Origin of the sequence: Streptococcus sp. oral taxon 431, assembly GCF_001553685.1 — a bacterium.
Classification (GTDB): Bacteria; Bacillota; Bacilli; order Lactobacillales; family Streptococcaceae; genus Streptococcus.
Map to the genome: position 1 here is coordinate 268,397 of NZ_CP014264.1, position 23,297 is coordinate 291,693.

At 43.0% G+C, this 23,297-nt stretch carries 20 protein-coding genes; 5 read left to right on the top strand and 15 right to left on the bottom strand.

What is annotated here, in order from left to right:
• Positions 1 to 35 precede the first annotated feature (35 nt).
• From AXE83_RS01395 to AXE83_RS01415, 5 genes are all read right to left on the bottom strand, one after another.
• Complete coding sequence (locus AXE83_RS01395) at positions 36 to 2,687, bottom strand: valine--tRNA ligase (RefSeq protein WP_060955145.1); 2,652 nt, start codon at positions 2,685 to 2,687, stop codon at positions 36 to 38.
• Entirely contained in the window at positions 2,680 to 3,258 is a 579-nt protein-coding gene (locus AXE83_RS01400) for an AAA family ATPase (RefSeq protein WP_060955146.1), read from the bottom strand. The genes AXE83_RS01395 and AXE83_RS01400 overlap by 8 nt, the downstream gene beginning before the upstream one ends.
• Entirely contained in the window at positions 3,258 to 3,818 is a 561-nt protein-coding gene (locus AXE83_RS01405; RefSeq protein WP_049528434.1) for a GNAT family N-acetyltransferase, read from the bottom strand. Before AXE83_RS01405 ends, AXE83_RS01400 begins: the two co-directional genes overlap by 1 nt.
• Positions 3,796 to 4,383 carry a flavin reductase family protein gene (locus tag AXE83_RS01410; protein ID WP_049528432.1) on the bottom strand — a complete coding sequence of 196 codons (588 nt, stop codon included), beginning with the start codon at positions 4,381 to 4,383 and terminating at the stop codon, positions 3,796 to 3,798. The genes AXE83_RS01405 and AXE83_RS01410 overlap by 23 nt, the downstream gene beginning before the upstream one ends.
• A 292-nt stretch (positions 4,384 to 4,675) precedes the next feature.
• A complete protein-coding gene (locus AXE83_RS01415) occupies positions 4,676 to 5,071 on the bottom strand; it encodes a helix-hairpin-helix domain-containing protein (RefSeq protein WP_049509840.1) in 396 nt (131 codons plus the stop codon).
• Between the two features lie 215 nt (positions 5,072 to 5,286).
• On the opposite strand from AXE83_RS01415, the gene AXE83_RS01420 reads away from it, so the two are divergent.
• The 5 genes from AXE83_RS01420 (at position 5,287) to AXE83_RS01440 (ending at position 11,488) form a co-directional block, all read left to right on the top strand.
• Positions 5,287 to 6,039: an isoprenyl transferase gene (locus AXE83_RS01420; RefSeq protein ID WP_049528428.1), complete on the top strand. Its 753-nt coding sequence runs from the start codon at positions 5,287 to 5,289 to the stop codon at positions 6,037 to 6,039.
• An 8-nt stretch (positions 6,040 to 6,047) separates the two neighbouring features.
• Positions 6,048 to 6,851, top strand: a complete 804-nt coding sequence (locus tag AXE83_RS01425) for a phosphatidate cytidylyltransferase (RefSeq protein ID WP_000613843.1) — start codon at positions 6,048 to 6,050, stop codon at positions 6,849 to 6,851.
• 21 nt (positions 6,852 to 6,872) lie between these two features.
• The gene (rseP, locus tag AXE83_RS01430) at positions 6,873 to 8,129 is read left to right on the top strand and encodes an RIP metalloprotease RseP (protein WP_049502881.1); all 1,257 of its coding nucleotides are present in this window, start codon (positions 6,873 to 6,875) and stop codon (positions 8,127 to 8,129) included.
• Positions 8,130 to 8,146: 17 nt separating this feature from the next.
• Entirely contained in the window at positions 8,147 to 10,000 is a 1,854-nt protein-coding gene (locus tag AXE83_RS01435; RefSeq protein ID WP_049528423.1) for a proline--tRNA ligase, read from the top strand.
• Positions 10,001 to 10,108: 108 nt separating this feature from the next.
• Entirely contained in the window at positions 10,109 to 11,488 is a 1,380-nt protein-coding gene (locus tag AXE83_RS01440; RefSeq protein WP_060955147.1) for a glycoside hydrolase family 1 protein, read from the top strand.
• A gap of 73 nt (positions 11,489 to 11,561) precedes the next feature.
• Here AXE83_RS01440 and AXE83_RS01445 read toward each other — a convergent pair whose 3' ends face one another.
• The 10 genes from AXE83_RS01445 to AXE83_RS01490 form a co-directional block, all read right to left on the bottom strand.
• Positions 11,562 to 12,236: a rhomboid family intramembrane serine protease gene (locus AXE83_RS01445; protein WP_060955148.1), complete on the bottom strand. Its 675-nt coding sequence runs from the start codon at positions 12,234 to 12,236 to the stop codon at positions 11,562 to 11,564.
• Positions 12,220 to 12,759: a 5-formyltetrahydrofolate cyclo-ligase gene (locus AXE83_RS01450; RefSeq protein WP_060955149.1), complete on the bottom strand. Its 540-nt coding sequence runs from the start codon at positions 12,757 to 12,759 to the stop codon at positions 12,220 to 12,222. Before AXE83_RS01450 ends, AXE83_RS01445 begins: the two co-directional genes overlap by 17 nt.
• A 3-nt stretch (positions 12,760 to 12,762) precedes the next feature.
• Entirely contained in the window at positions 12,763 to 13,893 is a 1,131-nt protein-coding gene (locus AXE83_RS01455) for an N-acetyldiaminopimelate deacetylase (protein ID WP_060955150.1), read from the bottom strand.
• Between the two features lie 61 nt (positions 13,894 to 13,954).
• Positions 13,955 to 14,653 (bottom strand): 2,3,4,5-tetrahydropyridine-2,6-dicarboxylate N-acetyltransferase, encoded by a 699-nt coding sequence (gene dapD, locus AXE83_RS01460; RefSeq protein WP_060955151.1) that lies wholly within the window; start codon positions 14,651 to 14,653, stop codon positions 13,955 to 13,957.
• A 63-nt stretch (positions 14,654 to 14,716) separates the two neighbouring features.
• Entirely contained in the window at positions 14,717 to 15,649 is a 933-nt protein-coding gene (locus AXE83_RS01465) for a DMT family transporter (RefSeq protein ID WP_060955152.1), read from the bottom strand.
• Between the two features lie 82 nt (positions 15,650 to 15,731).
• Positions 15,732 to 18,269 carry a penicillin-binding protein PBP1B gene (gene pbp1b / locus AXE83_RS01470; protein ID WP_083500964.1) on the bottom strand — a complete coding sequence of 846 codons (2,538 nt, stop codon included), beginning with the start codon at positions 18,267 to 18,269 and terminating at the stop codon, positions 15,732 to 15,734.
• A gap of 148 nt (positions 18,270 to 18,417) precedes the next feature.
• Positions 18,418 to 19,317, bottom strand: a complete 900-nt coding sequence (gene galU / locus AXE83_RS01475; RefSeq protein ID WP_060955153.1) for a UTP--glucose-1-phosphate uridylyltransferase GalU — start codon at positions 19,315 to 19,317, stop codon at positions 18,418 to 18,420.
• Positions 19,318 to 19,338: 21 nt separating this feature from the next.
• Positions 19,339 to 20,355, bottom strand: coding sequence for an NAD(P)H-dependent glycerol-3-phosphate dehydrogenase (locus AXE83_RS01480; RefSeq protein ID WP_060955154.1), 1,017 nt, complete (start codon positions 20,353 to 20,355; stop codon positions 19,339 to 19,341).
• Positions 20,356 to 20,545: 190 nt separating this feature from the next.
• Complete coding sequence (locus AXE83_RS01485; protein WP_060955155.1) at positions 20,546 to 22,204, bottom strand: ABC transporter permease; 1,659 nt, start codon at positions 22,202 to 22,204, stop codon at positions 20,546 to 20,548.
• Positions 22,194 to 23,285, bottom strand: coding sequence for an ABC transporter ATP-binding protein (locus tag AXE83_RS01490; protein WP_060955156.1), 1,092 nt, complete (start codon positions 23,283 to 23,285; stop codon positions 22,194 to 22,196). Before AXE83_RS01490 ends, AXE83_RS01485 begins: the two co-directional genes overlap by 11 nt.
• Positions 23,286 to 23,297: the final 12 nt, after the last annotated feature.

A 23,297-nucleotide genomic window follows, 5' to 3' on the forward strand; every position in this document is an offset into this window, starting at 1 on the left:
ACCAAAAAACACGGCTTACCACCGTGTTTCTGTGTTTATTTCACCAACTTCTTCATCTCATCAATACGTGCGACTGTCGCATCGTATTTAGCTTGGTAGTCGGCTTGTTTGTCGCGTTCTTTTTGGACGACTTCTGGTTTGGCATTGGCTACGAAGCGTTCGTTAGAGAGCTTCTTGCCGACCATGTCCAGTTCTTTTTGCCATTTAGCGAGTTCCTTGTCGAGACGAGCAAGTTCTTCTTCGACATTGAGGAGGTCTGCCAATGGCAAGTAGATTTCTGCTCCTGTGATAACACTTGACATAGCCAGTTCAGGCGCAGGGATGGTTGATGCGATTTCCAAGTGTTCTGGATTTGTGAAGCGTTTGATGTAGTTGACATTGCTGTTAAAGAAAGCTTCCAAGTCGCTATCACTTGTCTTAACAAGGATGGTGATAGGCTTGCTTGGTGCTACGTTTACTTCCGCACGCGCATTCCGAACGGCACGGATCAAGTCTTTGAGGCTTTCGACACCTGTGTGGGCCGCAAGGTCTTCAAAGGCTGGGTTGACAGTTGGGTATTCCGCTGTGACGATAGAGCCTTCTGAGATTTGTCCAAAGATTTCCTCTGTCACAAATGGCATGATTGGGTGAAGGAGACGAAGGATCTTGTCCAAAGTGTAAAGGAGAACAGAACGTGTGATGACTTTCTCTTCTTCGTTATCGCTATAGAGGACTTCCTTGGTCAACTCAACATACCAGTCCGCAAACTCGTCCCAGATGAAGTTGTAGAGGATGTGACCAGCCACACCAAACTCAAACTTATCAAAGTTTTCAGTGACTTTTCCGATGGTTTCATTGAGGTTGTGGAGAATCCAGCGGTCTGTGACATTTCCAGCTTCCTTGTTAGCAACTTTTTCGACATTGGCAGTTGCTTGCTCAAGGGTCAAGCCTTCATTGTTCATAAGGATATAGCGAGAGATGTTCCAGATCTTGTTGATGAAGTTCCATGAAGCATCCATTTTCTCGTAAGAGAAGCGGACGTCTTGACCTGGTGCAGAACCGTTTGAAAGGAACCAACGAAGGGCATCGGCACCGTATTTCTCGATGACATCCATCGGGTCAATTCCGTTACCGAGGGATTTCGACATCTTGCGTCCTTGCTCGTCACGAATAAGACCGTGGATAAGAACGTTTTGGAATGGCTGACGGCCAGTGAATTCCAATGATTGGAAGATCATACGAGACACCCAGAAGAAGATGATGTCGTAACCTGTTACCAAGGTTGAAGTTGGGAAGTAACGTTTGAAGTCTGCTGAGTCGACATCAGGCCAGCCCATGGTTGAGAATGGCCAAAGGGCAGAACTGAACCAAGTGTCCAAGACATCTTCGTCCTGAGTCCATCCGTCGCCTTCTGGAGCTTCTTCACCGACGTACATTTCACCCTCAGCATTGTACCAAGCGGGGATTTGGTGACCCCACCAGAGCTGACGAGAGATTACCCAGTCGTGGACATTTTCCATCCATTGAAGGAAAGTGTCGTTGAAACGAGGTGGGTAGAATTCAACCTTGTCCTCTGTGTCTTGGTTGGCAATAGCGTTCTTAGCCAATTGGTCCATCTTGACGAACCATTGCGTTGACAAGCGTGGTTCAACCACAACACCTGTACGTTCTGAGTGACCAACACTGTGGACACGTTTTTCGATTTTAACAAGGGCACCGATTTCTTCCAACTTAGCAACGACCGCCTTACGAGCTTCAAAACGGTCCATACCTGCGAATTCGAAGGCCAAGTCATTCATAGTTCCGTCGTCGTTCATGACGTTGACTTGCGGCAAGTTGTGGCGTTGACCAACCAAGAAGTCGTTTGGATCGTGGGCAGGTGTAATTTTCACGACACCAGTACCAAATTCAGGATCTGCGTGCTCGTCTCCAACGATCGGGATGAGTTTATTAGCAATTGGAAGGATAACGTTTTTACCGATCAAGTCCTTGTAGCGTGGGTCTTCTGGATTAACCGCAACGGCAACGTCTCCAAACATAGTCTCAGGACGAGTGGTCGCCACTTCAAGGGCGCGTGAGCCGTCTTCCAGCATGTAGTTCATGTGGTAGAAGGCACCTTCGACGTCCTTGTGGATCACCTCGATATCAGAAAGGGCTGTGCGAGCTGCTGGGTCCCAGTTGATGATAAATTCACCACGGTAGATCCAACCTTTCTTGTAAAGGTCCACAAAGACCTTGCGAACCGCTTTTGACAAACCTTCGTCAAGCGTGAAACGCTCACGAGAGTAGTCTACAGAGAGCCCCATCTTGCCCCATTGTTCCTTGATAGTAGTGGCATATTCGTCTTTCCATTCCCAAACCTTATCGAGGAATTTTTCACGACCAAGGTCATAGCGGGAAATGCCCTCACCACGCAAGCGCTCCTCAACCTTAGCTTGAGTCGCAATCCCCGCGTGATCCATCCCTGGAAGCCAAAGCGTATCAAAGCCTTGCATGCGTTTTTGACGGATGATGATATCTTGCAAAGTCGTATCCCAAGCGTGACCAAGGTGAAGTTTCCCAGTCACGTTTGGTGGTGGAATCACGATTGAATAAGGCTTAGCCTTTTGATCGCCTGAAGGCTTGAAAACATCTTCGTCAAGCCATTTTTGGTAACGTCCAGCCTCAACCTCGGCTGGATTGTATTTAGGTGAAAGTTCTTTAGACATGTGTTTGTCCTTTCTCTATTGTTTTCATTTTTTCTTGAATCTGCTTTGCGACTTCTTCTGCAGACAGATTCGTATTATCAATTTTCAGGTAGTGGTGAAGAGCACTCGGTTGCTTTTGAGAATTAAGTTGATTCGTTTTATCAGTCTCTAAAATCTCTCTTTCAGATACCTCAAAATACCGTTTCAAGGGTTTATACTTTAACCGATTCTCCGTCCGATTTCGACGTAAGCGCTCTTCAAGGCTTGTTTCCAATTCAACAAAAAGAATCTCTTGATGATACTCATTTAACAAATCTTGAATGTCCTTCAAATACATCAGATGGTATTGATTTGAAAAATCAGTTACGCCTGTTAAAATCACCGACCGATGATGCCTGGCGCTTATTCCAAGAAAAGAAAAGTTAACGCTACGAACAAATTCCCACATTTCTTCCGTAAAATCCTGATAGATTTCGAGTGCGAAATCTATTGGTTGATGGTTGAAAAAGAGAGTCGCACCGGTGAGTTTTGAAAGTTCCTGACCAATGGTCATTTTCCCTGAGGCTGGAGCTCCAATGATGAAAACATGCATCAATCCGCCTCCCACTCACTCTTCAGCAATCCGTATCTCAAATCATCACAGCGATTGCCTTGGGCATCTTTGCGGTCTCTTATGCGAGCTTCGAGGGTGAAACCAAGCTTCTCAGCGACACGTTGACTTTGAAGGTTGTAACCAAAGCAAGACAATTCAATCTTGTGAAGACCCAATTCATTAAAAGCTAGGTCAATCAAGGCACGCGCCGCTTCAGGAACATAACCGCGGCCCCAATAGTCTGGGTGCAAGGCATAGCCAATCTCTAGCACATCATCTTCGTGGCGATGGGGGAAATCGACAGAACCAATGATTGTATCGGTCCCTTTAATCACAATTCCATAGCCTGCTGGGAGATTATCCTTTTGATTGCGCTCGGGAAGGATATGTTCTAGGTAATAAATCTCATCTTCCAAGGTCTTGACAGGTGGAAAACCTGCTGGGTAAGAGACTTCTGGACGACTGGCATAGTCAAAGATATCCTCTACATCCGCCACTGTTCGGGCTCGCAATACCAGTCGCTCCGTTTCGGTTCGTTCAGGTAATGCTGCTCTTGTCATTCTTCTGCCTCGCTTTCTTAATAAAGCTTCCCATGGAATCGACTCGGTCATCTAGATAACGATAAACGCGCTGGTGGCCGTCCCCCATAAAGTAAGTCGGCGCAAAACGGTCATTTTTAAAATGTCCCTTGTCATCCAAGAGCTCTGGATCAGCTAGTCGCTCGAGAATCTTGGCGAAGATATGGCAGATGCCATCTTCCTCGATAATCCGATCTACCTGGCAATCCAAAACAACTGGACAAGCCTCTAAAATCGGTGCCTGAGTTCGTTCAGAAATCTCATAGTCAAGCCCCAGGTGTTTCAATTTCTCCCGATGACTGATAAAGCCAGCCTGCTCCATCTCAAGCATGAGGTTTTCGTCAGGGATGTTCACAGTGAATTTCTGATAATGCTTAATCTGGTCTGCTGCATTTTCCTCAGCACCAACACCGATGACGAGCCAATCTCCCAAGCTATAGGAGGAACTGCAGGTCGTGATATTGTGCCCAAAGTTCTGGTCCTGATATCCCAAGATGAAAATTGGAAAACCATAGTAGAGCTTACTGGTGTTAAAAGATTGTTTCATGACAACCTCCTTTGCTAGGGGTGCAAAATAAAAATCGCCCCTGTCATTAATCTGACAGGGACGAATGTGTTAATCCGCGGTACCACCCAATTTCGGGCAGATGCCCGCATCTCTCGTCTTTTAAACAAAAAGACATTTATATTTCATTTTTAAATTTCATCCATTAGCAACCAGTTTTGACACATTTGTGGACTTCTCAGCACCGCCACTTTCTGTAAAATGTGGGACTCAAAACACCTCTAATGGCTTTATTTTAACAAGTTTTTGACGGAAAAGCAAGGAACAAGAAAGATTACTTGAACTTAATGCCGTTTTCTTTTAATTTCTTGATAGTAGCTGGACCGATTCCTTTCAAGGCAAGGAGTTCTTTTTCTGTCCAGTTTTTGAAGTCAGCAGCAGACTTGATACCTTCATCGTAGAAAGTCTTAGCGCGGTCAACTGAAAGTCCACCTAGGTTGGCTGCGAAATCTTCTACAGAAGTAGCAACTTTTTGAGCTTGCTCTTTGGTTGCTTCTACAGTTTTTTCAACCTTTTTAGAGACAGCTTTACCTGCATCACTTGCTGCTTTTTCAGCATGTTTTACAACTTTTTTTGTTTCTTCGACAACCTTGTTTACAGTGTTTGAAAATGCACCTGAGCGACGGAGGCTGTTTCTCAATTGTTTTTTACGTTGGAGTGTCTTTGACATGATAAAATCCTTTCAATAAAAAATCCCTGTGGCTGAACAAGGATCGAATCTCTATGGTTTTATTGTATCAACTTTCTTTATGAATTGCAAGGCTTGATATACTGGAAATATAGGAGATATATGGGAAATTTCGCCGTAGAATGATAGGCAATAATAGAAGAAAAGTGAAAAATATGGTATAATGAAACGATAGATTTTTGAATAGGAATACAATCATGTTTGGATTTTTAAAAAAAGATAAAGCAACAGAAACCCCGACAATGGTGCCAGACCACATCGGTGTGATCATGGATGGGAATGGCCGTTGGGCTAAAAAACGGATGCAGCCACGAGTCTTTGGCCATAAGGCTGGGATGGATGCTTTGAGAAAGGTAGCTATTGCTGCTAGTGATATGGGTGTCAAAGCCTTGACAGTCTATGCCTTTTCAACTGAAAACTGGACACGTCCAGATCAGGAAGTCAAATTTATCATGAACCTGCCAGTTGAATTCTATGATAAGTTTGTTCCTGAATTGCATCAGAAGAACATGAAGATTCAAATGATTGGGGAGACTGATCGTTTGCCGAAGCAGACTTTTGATGCCTTGAAAAAGGCAGAGGAGTTGACCAAGTTAAATACAGGCTTGATTCTCAATTTTGCCCTTAATTATGGTGGACGAGCTGAGATTACACAAGCGGTCAAGTTGATTGCACAGGATGTTTTAGATGCTAAGATTAATCATGGTGATATCACAGAGGAATTGATTGGGGAATACCTCTTTACGGGTCATTTGCCAAAAGTTTTGCGGGATCCTGATTTGATTATTCGGACCAGTGGTGAACTTCGTTTGAGTAATTTCTTGCCATGGCAGGCTGCTTATAGCGAGCTCTATTTCACGGATGTCTTGTGGCCTGACTTTGATGAGGAAGCCTTGAAAGAAGCTATCATCGAGTACAATCGTCGCAACCGTCGTTTTGGAGGAGTTTAGGAGATATTATGATACAGGATTTACAAAAGAGAACCCTTTTTGCTATCTTGGCCTTGGCTATCTTTATCCCAATCTTGGCGATTGGCGGCTTATGGCTCCAGATTGCCATGGGGATTGTAGCTATGTTGGGAGTACATGAGTTGCTTCGTATGAAGGGGTTAAATACCATGACGCCTGAAGGGCTCTTGACTTTACTAGCAACCTTTTTTCTGACTATTCCTTTGGAAAACTACCTGAAGTTTTTGCCCGTGGATGGGAACGTTGTTGCTTATAGTGTCGTGATTCTCATCTTGCTAGGAGCAACAGTTTTTAGCAAGAACTATACCATTGAGGATGCTGTTTTTCCGATTGCCATGAGTTTTTATGTTGGCTTTGGCTTTAATGCTTTGGTCGATGCTCGTATTGCAGGTTTGGATAAGGCGCTTTTGGGACTTTGTATGGTCTGGGCAACCGATAGTGGCGCCTATCTGGTAGGGATGAAGTTTGGTAAGAGAAAGCTAGCTCCGAGAGTTTCCCCTAACAAGACCATAGAGGGTGCTATGGGAGGTATCTTGGCTGCTATGCTCGTAACCTTAATCTTTATGCTAGTTGATAGTACCGTTGCTTTACCTTATGGGATTTACAAAATGATGGTCTTTGCTATTTTCTTTAGTATAGCTGGTCAGTTGGGGGATTTGATCGAAAGTGCTATGAAACGTCACTTTGGTGTCAAAGACTCAGGCAAGTTTATCCCAGGTCATGGTGGGGTACTGGATCGTTTTGATTGCATGCTGGCTGTTTTCCCGATTATGCACCTCTTTGGCTTATTTTAAGGAAAGGTAAATAGAAATTAAATGATAGGATTACTAACATTTATCCTAGTTTTTGGGATTATCGTGGTGGTTCACGAGTTCGGACATTTTTACTTTGCCAAGAAGTCTGGCATTCTCGTGCGTGAATTTGCCATTGGAATGGGTCCCAAAATCTTTGCCCATATCGGAAAAGATGGGACTGCTTATACTATTCGTCTCCTGCCACTGGGTGGTTACGTTCGGATGGCAGGTTGGGGTGAAGATACGACAGAGATTAAGACTGGAACCCCTGCAAGTCTAACATTGGCAGCGGATGGTAAGGTCAAGCGTATCAATCTCTCTGGGAAAAAGGTTGACCAGACTGCTTTACCCATGCAGGTCACTCAGTTTGATTTTGAGGATAAACTCTTTATTAGAGGCTTGGTCTTGGAAGAGGAAAAGACTTTCTCAGTTGACCATGATGCAACCATTGTGGAAGCTGATGGAACGGAAGTCCGTATCGCTCCCCTAGACGTCCAATATCAAAATGCGACTGTCTGGGGCAAATTGATCACCAACTTTGCTGGTCCTATGAATAACTTTATCTTAGGAGTTATCGTCTTTTGGATTTTGATTTTCATGCAAGGTGGTGTTCGTGATACGCAAACGAACAATTTCAGTATTATTCCAGATAGCGCTTTGGCTAAGGTTGGTGTTGAAAATACGGCCCAAATCACTAAAGTCGGCAGTTATGAGATTTCAAACTGGTCAGATTTGATTCAGGCGGTCGATGCAGAAACCAAGGACAAAACAGCGCCCGTTTTGGATGTGACGGTTTCTGAAAATGGAACTGAAAAACAAGTGAGTGTGACACCTGAAGAAAGCCAAGGTCGTTATATACTGGGTGTTCAGCCAAGGCTCAAATCAGATATCTGGTCTATGTTTATGGGTGGATTTACAACTGCAGCTGATTCAGCCTTGCGAATTCTCAATGCTTTGAAAAGCTTGATTTTCCAACCTGATTTGAATAAACTAGGCGGTCCTGTTGCTATCTTTAAGGCAAGTAGCGATGCTGCCAAGAACGGACTGGAAAATGTCTTGTACTTCTTGGCTATGATTTCCATCAATATCGGAATTTTCAATCTGATTCCAATCCCTGCGCTCGATGGTGGAAAAATCGTGCTCAATATTATTGAGGCTATTCGCCGCAAACCACTAAAACAAGAAATTGAAACCTATGTCACTCTGGTCGGAGTTGTCATTATGGTCGTTTTGATGCTCGCCGTGACATGGAACGACATCATGCGTACCTTCTTTTAAGAAATAGAGGAGTCATTATGAAACAAAGTAAAATGCTTATCCCAACGCTTCGCGAAATGCCAAGCGATGCTCAAGTTATCAGTCACGCCCTTATGTTGCGTGCTGGTTATGTTCGTCAAGTATCAGCAGGTGTTTACTCATACCTACCACTTGCTAACCGTGTTATCGAAAAAGCTAAGAAGATCATGCGTCAAGAGTTTGACAAGATTGGTGCTGTTGAGATGTTGGCTCCAGCCCTTCTTAGTGCAGATCTTTGGCGTGAATCTGGTCGTTATGAAACTTACGGTGAGGACTTGTACAAATTGAAAAACCGTGAGAAGTCAGACTTTATCTTGGGTCCAACTCACGAAGAAACCTTCACAGCTATTGTCCGTGATTCTGTCAAGTCTTACAAGCAATTACCTTTGAACTTGTATCAAATCCAGCCTAAGTATCGTGATGAAAAACGTCCACGTAATGGACTTCTTCGTACGCGTGAGTTCATCATGAAAGATGGTTATAGCTTCCACGCTAACTACGATAGCTTGGATGTAACTTATGATGAGTACAAGGCAGCCTATGAGCGTATCTTCACTCGTAGTGGTTTGGACTTCAAAGCCATCATCGGTGATGGTGGAGCCATGGGTGGTAAGGATAGCCAAGAGTTTATGGCCATCACACCTGCTCGTACAGACCTTGACCGTTGGGTAGTTTTAGATAAGTCTGTCGCATCATTTGACGAAATTCCTTCAGAAGTGCAAGAAGAAATCAAGGCAGAATTGCTGAAATGGATGGTTTCTGGTGAAGATACCATTGCCTACTCAAGTGAATCAAGCTATGCAGCTAACTTGGAAATGGCAACCAACGAGTACAAACCAAGCAATCGTGTTGTGACTGAAGATGAAGTGGCTCGCGTGGAAACACCAGGTGTTAAATCGATTGATGAAGTTGCCGCTTTCTTGAATGTCTCTGAAGAGCAAACAATCAAGACCTTGGTTTATATCGCAGATGAGGAGCCGGTTGTGGCACTACTTGTCGGCAATGACCAGCTCAATGAAGTCAAATTGAAAAACTACCTTGGAGCAGATTTCTTGGAACCTGCAACTGAGGCAGAAGTGAAAGAATTGTTGGGAGCGGACTTTGGTTCACTTGGCCCAGTAGATCTTCCAGAAAATGTCAAGATTATCGCAGACCGCAAGGTACAAGATAGCCGCAATGCTGTTGTTGGTGCCAACGAAGATGGCTACCACTTGACTGGTGTAAACCCAGGTCGTGACTTCACTGCCGAGTATGTGGATATCCGTGAAGTTCGTGAGGGAGAAATTTCTCCAGACGGACAAGGTGTTCTTAACTTTGCGCGTGGTATCGAGATTGGTCACATCTTTAAACTGGGTACTCGTTACTCAGCAAGTATGGGTGCAGATGTCTTGGATGAAAATGGTCGCGCCGTGCCAATCATCATGGGCTGCTACGGTATCGGTGTCAGCCGTCTCCTTTCAGCAGTTATGGAGCAACACGCTCGCCTCTTTGTTAACAAAACTCCAAAAGGTGAATACCGTTACGCTTGGGGAATCAACTTCCCTAAAGAATTGGCACCATTTGATGTACACTTGATTCCAGTTAATGTCAAGGATGAAGCAAGTCTTGAATTGACTAATCGTATCGAAGAAGCCTTGGTCAACAAAGGCTACGAAGTCTTGACAGATGACCGTAACGAACGTGTCGGAGTTAAATTCAGCGATAGCGACTTGATTGGTCTTCCAATCCGTATCACTGTTGGGAAGAAAGCAGCTGATGGTATCGTAGAAGTCAAGATCAAGGCGACAGGGGATACAATCGAAGTTCACGCAGATAACTTGCTTGAAACTCTTGAAATCCTAACAAACAAATAAAATCTATAATCAGAAGAAAAACAAGACAAAAATGTAACTAGTTTTTGCCTTGTTTTTTCTTTATAATGAGAGAAAGTAAACATTAAAATCGTAAAAAGAGGTAGTGCTATGCTAAAATTTCCAAAGGATTTTGTCTGGGGTTCCTCAACTTCTGGGCCACAGACAGAGGGGCGAGTGCCTGGTGACGGAAAGGGAGATAATCTCTGGGATTATTGGTACCAAGTAGAACCAAATCGCTACTACAATGGGATTGGACCAGACAAAACATCGACCTTTTATGAAAATTGGGAAAAAGATATCGAACTATTGTTAGAAACTGGCCACACAGCCTTTCGAACTTCTATCCAGTGGTCACGTATTTTCCCACAGGGGCGTGGGGAAGTCAATCCTCAGGGTGTGGCTTTCTATCGCCAGGTCTTTGAAGCCATCAAGGCTAAGGGCATTCGTCTTTTAGTCAATCTTTATCACTTTGACTTGCCTTTTGCCCTTCAAGAAGATGGCGATGGTTGGGAAAATAAGGCAACCATTAAAGCTTATGAAGACTATGCGCGTTTCTGTTTTGAAACTTATGGAGACTTGGTAGATCAGTGGATTACCTTCAATGAACCTATCGTTCCTGTAGAGTTCGGCTATTTCTATGATGCCCATTATCCTCATAAGGTAGATGCCAAAGCAGCAGTAAAGGTTGCCTATCATACCCAACTAGCCAGCACTCTTGCAGTTAAGGCTTGTCATGAAGTATTACCTGATTCTAAGATTGGAATTGTCCTCAACTTGACTCCAGCCTATCCACGTAGTCAACATCCTGCGGATGTCAAAGCAGCTCGCATTGCCGACCTCTTTCAGGCACAATCTTTCCTAGATCCGTCTGTTTTAGGAGCATATCCAGAAGAGTTAGTGGAAATTTTGGCTGAGCATGACTTGTTACCAGAGTACACGGCCGAAGAGTTGGAACTTATTCGTGAGCACACAGTCGATTTCCTTGGAGTCAACTACTACCAACCTTTGCGTGTCATGGCGCCACGTTTTGCTAAGCATCCTGACAGTCCGCTCTTGCCAGAACATTTCTATGAGCCTTACGTCATGCCTGGTCGTAAAATCAATCCACACCGTGGCTGGGAAATCTACGAGCAAGGGATTTACCATATCGCTCAAAATATCAAGGAAAACTATGGCAATATCGAGTGGATGTTGACAGAGAATGGGATGGGCGTTGAAGGTGAAGATAAATTCCGTGAGAATGGAATGATTCAGGATGATTACCGTATTGACTTTGTTAAAGGTCACCTTCGTGAGCTTCATCGTGCCATCGAAGACGGTGCCAACTGTAAAGGCTACTTGATTTGGACCTTTATCGACTGCTGGTCATGGCTCAACAGCTATAAAAACCGCTATGGTTTGGTCGAGCTTGACTTAGAAACACAAGAACGTCGCTTGAAAAAATCAGGCCACTGGTTCAAAGAACTCAGTGACAATAATGGGTTTTAAACTACTTTTCAAATAGATTCAAAAAACCATTGAAACTTCTCAATTTGAGAACTTCCAATGGTTTTTCTTGTTCTTAGAATAGTCCGATAAAAAGTAGTAGAGCTGATAAAGCAATAAAGGCTAGGGTTGCAAGCCCCCGTTGGCCTGGGCTGTAAATCTTTCGTTCTCCTCGAACTGGGAAGACGATAGCCAGCAATGCACCACCCACGGCACCACCCACATGTCCAGCAAGGCTGATTCCAGGGATTAAGACACTACCTACTAGGTTGATGACTAAGAGGGAGAGATAGGATTGACCAAGTTGTTGGAGGTAGGGATTGCGTGAAGCATAACGAAGAACGACAATAGAAGCGAACATTCCGTAGAGAGCAGTTGAAGCCCCCGCGGTAATGGTATTAGGACTAAAAACTAGGACAAAGAGACTGCCCATCATACCTGATAAGAGATAGATAAAGAAAAACTGTTTGGAGCCAAAGATTTGCTCCATCTGACGCCCCAAAAAGTAGAGGGATAGCATATTGACTAAAAAGTGCTCCAAGCCAATATGAACAAAGGTTGCTGAGAATAAACGCCATATCTGCTCAGGCATGGCTTTAATAGCAGGAGGATAAATAGCTCCAAACTGATATAAGGTGGCTGCACTGGTATAGTTGAAACCACTGGTTAGAAACATGAGTATGAAAACCAGGCTTGTCACGAGTAGAAAGAAGCTCGTGACAGGATACCGACGATTAAAAATCTCTTTCATAGATAAGTACCTCCTCAACGGGAATATCATGTGAATCAGGCTGGAAGTCCTGAATCTGACAAGAATAAAGTGTACTGATGGTGTGGCCTGGGAAATGCTCTAAGTAGCGATCATAATAACCACCACCGTAGCCAATCCGATAAGCAGAAGGATTGAAAGCCAAACCAGGAACATGAATCAGGTCAATCTGAGAGGGTTCAAGGATAGTGAAATCTCCTTGAGGTTCAAGAAGTCCAAAAGAATTTCTTTCGAGTTTCTCTGGTTCATATAGAACAAAGTCCATTTTCCCATGTGGATAGGTTTTGGGAATGAGGAGTGTCTTCCCATCTTTTTGAGCCTGTTCAATGAGTCTAGCTGTCTGAAATTCATGAGGAAAAGACAGATAAGTGGCGATGGTTTTTGCTTCCTTGTAGAAGGGATGTAGAAGTAGTTGCTCAGTCAACCAAACGTCCATGACTTCCTTTTCTTCGGTTGACAGAGATTTGAGTTCTTGCAAGACCTGCTTGCGTAAGCTTTTTTTCATAGTTTACTCCGCAGCTTTCTTGGCTAAAAAGCTTGATACAGCCTCGACTCCAATTGCCAGAGCTTCTTCCTTAGGACTCATCTGTGGATGGTGAAGAGCATAGGGACTATCAATTCCAAGCCAGAACATGACACCAGGAACCTTGGAGAGAAGATAACCAAAGTCTTCTCCTGTCATGGCAGGTTCGATGTCGATTAGTTCAATTCCCTCTTTTTCATCAAAGAAGGTCATCAATTCACGGGCTAATTCAGGGTTGTTTTCGACTGGCAAATAACCTCCCTGCTTGAGTTCAACTTCCACTTCCATATCAAAAGCAGCTGCAACACCTTCAGCGATGGCTTTGACACGTTTTTGCACCAAGAGGCTCATGTTGTGTGTAAGAGCTCGGATAGTTCCATGCAAGAAGGCTGTATCAGCAATGACATTGTTGGTTGTCCCAGCTTGAAAAACACCAAAAGTGACGACAGCTCCCTCGATAGGATCAACATTACGGCTGACAACCGATTGAACTTGAGTGACAAAATAGCTAGCTGCAACCAGAGCGTCGTTTGCTTGATGTGGGAAGGCAGCGTGACCACCTTTACCCTTGAAGCGAATCTTGACTTCGCAAGTTCCTGCAAAGAGTGTATGGGTATTGGTCGCAATCTGACCAACCTTTAGGTCTGGACGGACATGAAGCCCATAGAATTGGTCAGGCAACCAGTCGCCAAAGGCGCCGTCTTCATACATGAGCATGCCACCTGCTTCATTTTCCTCGGCAGGTTGGAAGAGAAAGAGGAGATTGTTTTTAGGTTGGTTTTCTAGAGCACGTTCGAGACTTCCTAGAGCAATGGTCATGTGAAAGTCGTGCCCACAAGCATGCATACGGTCTGGGTGCTGAGAGGCAAAGGCAAGACCTGTTTGTTCAACGATTGGGAGTCCGTCGATATCTGTCCGCCAACCGATGGTACGTTCTGGCTGACTTCCCTGTAAATACACTAAAATACCTGTTTGCCAAGTACGAATCTGAACAAAATCCTTACCAGCTATTAATTTCTCAATGATATTGAGTAAATAAGCGTGAGTCTTGAATTCTTCTAAACCAATCTCAGGAATTTGGTGAAGATCGCGTCGAGTTTGAATTAAATCTAACATATCTAATTTCCTTCTACTGATACGATAAAGAGGCTGGAAATATTTCCGCCTCTGTTACTAATTACAAGGTGCGAAGCGCATCTTCTAGCGCTGTTTTTTGTTGGGTTTGGCTATCGATTTCTTTGATAACACGAGCTGGAACACCAGCTACCACAACATTTTTTGGGACATCTTGAGTGACGATGGCACCTGCTGCAACAACAGAACCGCTACCGATTTGAACACCTTCGATAACCACAGCGTTAGCACCGATGAGAACATTGTCACCGACACGGACAGGCTCTGCACTAGCTGGCTCGATAACGCCTGCAAGAACAGCACCTGCACCAACGTGGCTATTTTTACCGACAATAGCACGTCCACCCAGAATAGCTCCCATATCAATCATAGTACCAGCACCGATTTCAGCACCGATATTGATAACAGCCCCCATCATGATAACAGCGTTGTCGCCAATCTCAACCTGGTCACGGATGATAGCGCCTGGCTCGATACGAGCATTGATGTCGCGTTTATCAAGGAGAGGTACAGCGGAGTTGCGAGCGTCTTGTTCAACAACATAGTCCTTGTTTTCTGTAAGTCCTTCAAGAAGTGGAGCGATATCTTTCCAGTCTCCAAAAAGAACATTCCCAAGCTTGATAACAGAGGCAGGGATAGCTCCAGCAAGTTGTCCTTCAAAGGTCACTTTTACGCTTGTCTTTTTCTCAGCATTGGCGATAAATTGGATAATTTCTTGTGCATTCATTTTTGTAGCAGTCATAGGTGTCTCCTCACTCTTTGTAATGCTTACTATTCTACCAAAAAAGGCTTCAATTTTGAAGCCTTAAGTGTTAAAAGAAGATTCTTTCATTTTGTTTTTTGATTCTTCAATGGATAGAAAGATCATTGGGATGATAATCAAAATCATAGCCAGTAGCAGATACCCATCCAAGACTAAACCTAGAAAGAGAACGCTTAGAATAGCAGATGATAAAGGTTCGCTTGCACTGACGACTGACACCACCAAGGGAGAAACGAGCGAGACAGCCTTCATCGATAGGAAGAAAGCAAAGGCTGTTCCCAAAAAGGCAATAGTCAAACAAATACAGATACTGATGGCATCAACCTGAAAGCTAATCTTATAAACAGGGTAGAGAAAATTACTAAAAATCCCAGCGATAATCATTCCCCAGCCAACAGTAGGCACAAAACCGTATTTTTTAGCAAAGCGTTGGGGTAAGATGACATTAAACATGACACCTAGTGCACTGAGAAGTCCAGTTAATAAAGCGATAGGAGTGATGGATAACTTAGAGAGATCGCCTTTGGTAGCCATCAAAAAGACCCCAACCATAGCGACCAAGACATAAAAAATAGCACTTTTAGAAGCTTTTTTCTTGTAGATGATGCGATTGTAAAAGAGGATAAAGACAGGACTGATAAATTGTAGGATGGTTGCAGTTGTAGCGTTGGAGTACTCCACACAGAGATAGAAAAAATACTGAACGGAGAAGATTCCTAAGATAGCATAGGCCAGAAAAGGAAGGTAATTGTTTCGATTTTTCCAGATCTCGAAGAGCTGGAACCGGAGTTTTATACTAGATAAGACGATTACGAAACTACCAGCGACGAGTAGACGCATAGAAGTAATCCACCCTGAAGATACTTGATAATGTGAAAAAAAGTACTCTCCTAAAATTCCGCAGATCCCCCAGATCAAGCCAGATAGGAGAGAATAAATGGTTCCCTTAAAAATATTCTTTTGATATTTATTCATATTGCTATTGTACCATGAAACGAAGAAAGAAAAAAGAGAGTTGAGAAAATCATTTCTTTCCCACTCTCAATGATTGTGCTAGTTAGCGCCGTTGATTGCTACTTCTGTTATTGGAACTAGAGCTACTATTATTGTTCCCGTTACTATTAGAAGTATTATTACGATTATTACTATTATTGTTGTTATTGTTACTGTTACTGCTACTGCTATTGTTTGATGAGGAAGAAGATACTTTTGGCAGACTTCCTAAAATGGTGTTCCAGGCATTTTGGTAGTCAGAATCGCTTCCACCAATAGCGAATTTATAAGTGGTAGTCGGTGCGCCAGCTTGGTTAGCCCAGTAGCTAGTCACCGTTTCTCCGCTTAGATTAATTTCTTTCCCATTGATAGTCACCTTTCCTGGCTTTTGACCAGTTGATTTGAGGACTTGTGATGAAGTGACGCTTGAATCGAGTTTGAAACGTTCTGAACCCCAAGCAGAGGGAGATGCTTGCTGGATGGCATTTACCAAATGAGCCATATATTTTGCATTGCGGTAGTAAGCTCCCTGGGCTAGAGGGCTGTTATCATCATGTCCAACCCAGCCTCCAAGGGTTAATCTTGGAGTAGAGACCATTAGCCACATATCCCCTTCTTCATTGGTTGTACCAGTTTTTCCGATCCAGTCAGCACCTGCTAGACTGGAATTGATAGAAGTCAGATCCGTTTGGAAGCTTGTAGTGACTCGAGATGAAAGCACATCTCTTAGCAAACTCTGCATAATGGTTGCAGTAGCTTTAGAGTAAACTTGGATGGGTTTAGCCTGATGTTCATAGAGAACCTCACCACTCGTTTTCTCAATTTTTGAGATCATGTATTTCTTATGATAGGTACCATTGTTAGCTAGCGTTTGGTAGCCATTGGTGTGCTGGGCTACAGTAACTTCAATTCCTCCTCCCATAGGAAGACTTTCAATGCCATATTCTGGGATTTCATAACCCATTTTTTCCATATAAGAACGGACATCAACCCCTTTTTCACGGAGCATTCTGTAGGTCCAGTAAGCTGGGATGTTCCAAGAATAGTTGAGAGCTTCTTTAAGGTCTATCATGGCTGTTCCAGGACTGTTGACATGCATAATCGGAGTTCCGTTAGAGAAGTTTGTTGGATAGTTTGAGAGGATGCTAGCACTTCCCATAAGCCCTTGGTCGATAGCAATACCGTAGGCCAAGAGTGGCTTGGTAGTAGAGGCAGGGGAACGCTTGGTATCAAAGGCGTGATTGTTTTGATTGGTCTGATAATCTCGTCCACCTACAAACCCTAAAATCGCACCAGTTTGATTGTCCATCAAGACATTCCCGACTTCAGGTTGACCCGAGCTATCATTTAGAAGGTATCCGTAGTTTGTTACGGCATTTTGCATAGCAGTATGAATCGTTTTATCGATGGTAGTTGTAATTCGGTAACCACCGTTTTGGATTTCTTTTTCAGCCAATTCTTGATAAGATTTTCGGATAGATTCGTTCTGTAGTTCTTGGTCAGAAACATTGTCCTTTTGCACCAGATAATCATACATAATCTTGGTAGCCTCATCGAGTGCAGTGAAGTAGAGGAAGCCTTTAGAAGTTACGCTGGCATTTTCTGCTGGCAAGAAATCTTGCTTAATGTCATAATCCTTGTAGGTTTCATAGTCTTCCTGGCTGAGGACTCCTGTTCGATACATATTGTAGAGAACATCTTTTGAGCGCTTAATACCGAGTTCAATATCTTCTTCGCTCTTCATCTCCCCAGTAGACTCATAAGGTGAGTAGGAAATAGGGCTTTGTGGTAAACCTGCTAGGAAAGCCGCTTGAGGAATGGTTAGTTTGCTTGCATCCACCCCAAAAATCCCTTTGGCAGCTTGTTGAGCCCCTGCGATATTTTGACCTTTATTGTTACGACCAAAAGGAGCAACGTTGAGATAGGTGGTTAGGATTTCGTCCTTGCTCATGGCTCTTTCCAAGGCCAAGGCGTCAACGATTTCACTGGCTTTACGGGCAAGCGTAGGAGCATCACCAACTACTTGTTGTTTGATGAGCTGTTGTGTTAGGGTAGATCCTCCACTGGAAGAGCCAAGTCCGATGAATTTTCCTAGACTGGCACGAATAACCGCTTTAGGAACGACACCGTTGTGCTCTGCAAAGTGTTCATCCTCGGTTGCAACGATAGCTTGCTTGAGGTTATCTGAAATGGCATCTGATGATACAGATGTGCGAAGTAGATCGCTTTCGATAGCGCTAATCATGGAACCATCTGCATAGCGGATTTCAGAGATGGATGAAATATTATTGACCTGCTTGATCAAATCTTCTGTTTGAGGGACACTAACCTGATCAAAGAGAGAAACAGCATACCCCAAGGCAACCCCTGTTCCAAGGAGACCGCCAATAAAAGCTAGGATGAAAAGTGTGTTAAAAGTTGCCTTTATTCCAAGTAAAATTTTTGAAAATAAAGTCCAGATATCGAATGGTGTTTGCGTTTGCTTTTTCTTCTTAGAATTTTTTCCACTCTTTTTCTTTGTATTCATTTTAGAAATTGTTAATTTTAGAGACCCAAGTAAGGCCAGTCCTTTTTGTTTGATTCTTGTTACATGTTTGTTCATAGAATTCCTCACTCTTTATTATTATACCATAAAAGCATCTCTTGCAAGAAATTAGGCTTAGAACAGGGCTTTGGATAGGGATTGGGTCTTGAGATTTAGATATCAAAAAAGCCAGATTTAAGTTAAATCTGACTGTTTGACAAATTGTTTATTTTTCTCCTGAAAGTTCTTTTCCAAGATCAATCAAGTAGTCCTTCAAGTGGTCTTTGACTTGTGGATGTTTAAGGGCGTATTCGATGGAAGTCTTCATAAACCCAAACTTGTCTCCGACATCGTAACGTGCACCTTTAAACTCACGAGCAAATACTCGTTGAGTTTTGTTGAGGGTGTCGATAGCATCTGTTAGTTGAATTTCATTTCCTGCACCAGGTTTTTGACTTTCGAGGATGCCGAAAATTTCAGGTGTGAGAAGGTAACGACCGATAATAGCTAAATCACTTGGTGCGTCTTCAGGTGCTGGCTTTTCAACGAAGGTTTCAACACTGTAAAGACCGTCATTTCCTTCTCCCTGAGGAGCGATAACACCGTATGAAGAAACTTCTTCGTGTGGGACAGGCATTACGGCAATAGTAGAAGCGTGAGTCTTCTCATAATCATTCATGAGCTGCTTGGTCAATGGAACGGCCTTGTCATTTGTGATATCCATGAGGTCATCTCCAAGCATGACCACAAAGGGTTCGTTTCCAACGAAAGCTTTGGCTTGTAAGACGGCATCTCCGAGTCCACGTGGGTGTGTTTGACGGATGAAGTGAAGACGCATACCAGTTGTTTCGTCAACTAGTTTCAAAAGGTCGGTTTTTCCTTTTTCCTTGAGGTTGTATTCTAACTCGAAGTTTGAGTCGAAATGATCTTCGATAGAACGTTTTGACTTTCCTGTTACCACAAGAATATCTTCAATTCCAGATTTAAGAGCTTCTTCAACGATAAACTGGATGGTTGGTTTATCTACGATTGGCAACATTTCTTTGGCCAAAGCTTTAGTTGCAGGTAGGAAACGAGTTCCAAGTCCCGCAGCAGGGATAACGGCTTTTCTAACTTTTTGCTTCATGAGCTTCCTTTCTAACGGTGACTAAGACCACTCGTTCTCTGCCTTGAACTCATTGCTCATGAGTTCAGAAACGGCATCCTTAATATTAACATTTTCATAAATAACTTGGTAGATGGCTTGGGTGATTGGCATATAAACTCCAAGTTCTTGTGCCAATTCATAGGCAGCTTTGGTTGTTGAAATACCTTCAATGACCATTCCCATATTTGCTTCGATATCTGCCAAGGCTTCGCCACGCCCAAGAGCATCTCCTGCACGCCAGTTACGTGAGTGGACAGAAGTTCCGGTAACGATTAAATCTCCAACCCCAGAAAGTCCACTGTAAGTTAATGGATTTGCTCCAAGTTTAACCCCCAGACGAGTAATTTCTGCCAGACCACGCGTGATAATAGCAGCTTTTGCATTATCCCCGAATCCAAGTCCATGAAGGGCACCTGCACCAACGGCAATGATATTTTTAAGAGCACCAGCTGTTTCCACTCCGATCACATCTGTATTGGTATAAAGGCGGAAGTAGTGGTTGCTAAAGAGTTTTTGAACATATTGAGCAGTCTGTAAATCTTTAGAAGCAGCCGTAATCAAGGTAATATCACGTACAATCGTTTCTTCTGCATGGCTAGGGCCAGATACAACCACAACTTCACTACGCAACTCTTGAGGGATTTCTTCTTCTAGAATGGTTGAAAGACGTTTGTGGCTATTGGGTTCAAGGCCTTTTGAAGCATGCATGATCACTACTTTATGATCCAAAACAGCAGCTACTTGTTGAGCTACCAATCTGGTCACCTTGGTTGGCACCACAAACAAGACGGCATCAACCCCCTTCAAGGTTTCTGCCAAATCATGATAGGCAACAATTTTTTCGTCTAATACAGTATCCTTAAAATAGCGTTTGTTAGTATGTTGTGTATTAATTTCATCAATTTGGTCAGGAATATTTCCCCAGATACGTACTTGGTGTCCGTTGTCATTAAGAACTTGTGACAAGGCAGTACCCCAAGAACCAGGCCCTAAAACAGCGATGGTTTGTTTGTCCATATTTTCCTCCTTCTGAGAAAGCACTTTCCTATATTCTACCATAAAAAGCCCCATCTTGCATCTATATAACTAGCTAAGATATGTCCTATTGATAGGAATCTGTATTTATCGAAGGTGATGATTCGGGAAAATCAAAAGTGGAGATATAAAAAACAGCCAGGGGGAATTGGCTGTTTTAGTAGGAAAAAAACTAGAGCGTAATGCTGTTATTTTTAGAAATTTTCATAAATAGTAACAAGGAAGTAACTGTTAAGATAGTGAGAATAGTAGACAAGGCTGCTGCCACACCATAATTCCCACGAAGTACTTCAGTGTAGATAGCTACGGTCATTGTTCTAGTTTTTACATTATATAGGAGAATCGAAGTTGAAAGTTCTGAAATCATTGTTACCCATGAAAGGATTGCTCCTGAGATGATCCCTGAAAGCATCATTGGGGTTGTGATTTTAGTAAAGGTATTGAGACGGCTACTTCCCAAGCTTTCTGCTGCTTCTTCGATACTAGGAGCAATTTGTTGCAAACTTGCAACTGAAGAACGAATGGTATAAGGAAGTCTTCTGACAGATAAGGACATAATCAAGATGAAGGCTGTTCCAGTAATCATCAGGAAACCACTTCCGAAGAGGCCTGTATTGAATGAAGAGATAAAGGCAATACCGAGTACAGTTCCGGGTACGATATAAGGTACCATACTAAGACTATCGATTAAGTTGGTAAATAGGTTGCGTTTGCGAACTGCAAGGTAGGAGATGAAGGTCGCAAAGACAACAACGAGAACCAAGGCAAGGAGAGGGATACGAATGGTATTAAAAATAGCAGATCCCATACGGCTAAAGGCAGTCTTATAGCTGTTTAGTGAATATCCTTTGACGAAAACCATACCAGATGTTTTCAGGAAGGATGTATAAATCAAGTAAACTTGAGGCAAAACAGAGAATAAGATAATGCCATAAACTGTCACATAAATAGCAGCCATCTTCCCTTTTGTCGTTTTCTTAGGTTCAATTGGATGAAGCGAGTTCATACTGAAACTATAGCGATTTGAAACGTATTTTTGGATGAGGAAGATAACTAGGGCGATTGTAATCGCCATAATTGCTAAGGCTGATGCAAAGGCAGAGTTGCCTCCTACCTCACTGATAAACTGAGTATAGATTAATACCGGGAAGGTACGATATCCCTCACCAATCAACATCGGAGTACCAAAGTCCGAGAAGGCTCTCATAAAGACGAGGAGTGCAGCTGCTAGTAAGGTTGGAACCAAGAGAGGTAAAACGACTGTTACAATTCGTTTTAGACCGAAAGATCCCATGCTTTCAGCAGCTTCCAAGAGGGAGTTGTCGATACTCTTCATAGTCCCAGCTACGTAAAGAAAGACGAGAGGGAAGAGTTGAAGTGTAAAGACAAGCACAATACCTTTGAAACCGTAGATGTCAAGACCTGGCAAGTGAAGTGTGTTGGTTAGAAACTTTGTGATAACCCCGTTTCTACCAAGAAGTAGAATCCAAGAATAGGCACCTACAAAGGGAGCTGACATGGATGCAATGATGATTAAAATTTGTAAAAACTTCTTTCCCTTGAAATCATACATAGAAAAAAGATAAGCTAGCAAGGTACCAACAACGACAGAGGTAATTGTGGCAGTTACAGAAACCTTGAAACTGTTGATAAGGGTTTCAGAATAGTAAGACTTGCTAAAGAAAGTCACAAAATTTTCTAATGAGAAATGACCTTCATGTACCAGTGCCTGTTTTAATACCGTAACAATTGGATAGACCAGAAAAACAAGATAAGTAAGGAAGATGAAGAAGGAAGACGCAGTCCAGATATTTAGTTTTTTACGCTCCATGGCCGACTCCTTTTATGAGATTGCGAGAACCATCTTCAGAGAAGACATTGAGTTTTTGAGTGTTGATACGCAAACGAACGCGATCTCCTTTTTTCAAATCTTCTTCAAATGTAGATTCTTCACTTACTTGGATTTTTGAAGCAAACCCTGTCTCGATGAAGTATTCAGTATTGAGTCCAAGATAGACACTATCACTAATTGTACCGTCGATTGGTCCATTTTCGTCACGAATAAATTCTTCAGGACGAATGCTGACATGAATAGCTTGTTCTTCCACCTGGTCTAATGCTGGCATACGAAGAGAGTAACCATCTTCAAAGACGATGTAAGCTCCGTCAGCTTGCTTTTCCAAACGAGCAGGGATTATGTTTGTTCTACCAATAAAGGTTGCGACAAATTCATTTGCTGGCTTGTGGTAAAGTTCTTTCGGGCGTCCGATTTGTTGGATAACACCATCTTTCATAACGGCGATTTGGTCAGAAATGGCCATAGCTTCTTCTTGGTCGTGAGTTACGTAGACTGTTGTAATACCAACTTCGTGTTGGATTTCACGAATAGCCTGACGCATATCCAATCGAAGTTTGGCATCTAAGTTACTGAGGGGTTCGTCCATGAGGAGAACGCTAGGATTAACTGCCAAGGCACGTGCTAGGGCAACCCGTTGTTGCTGACCACCACTAAGTTTATCTGGTTTTCGGTCTGCATACTGGGCAATTTGCATCAACTCAAGGTATTTATTTGTTTGTTCGATGAGTTCGTCTTTTGGAACTTTCTTTTGCTTGAGTCCGAACGCTACGTTATCACGCACTGTCAAATGTGGGAAAATCGCATAGTTTTGGAAAACCATCCCAATGTTTCGTTTGCTAGGTTCCATGTTATTGATTTTAGTATCGTCGAAGTAGAACTCTCCTCCTTCGATGCTATTGAAACCTGCAATCATACGAAGCAAGGTTGTTTTCCCACATCCTGAAGGCCCAAGGAGGGTGAAAAGGCTCCCCTTAGGAATAGTAACGTTTAGGTTTTCGATAACAGCTACATCGTGGTAAATTTTCTTGGCATTAATAATCTTGATCTCACTCATGGTCAACCTCTT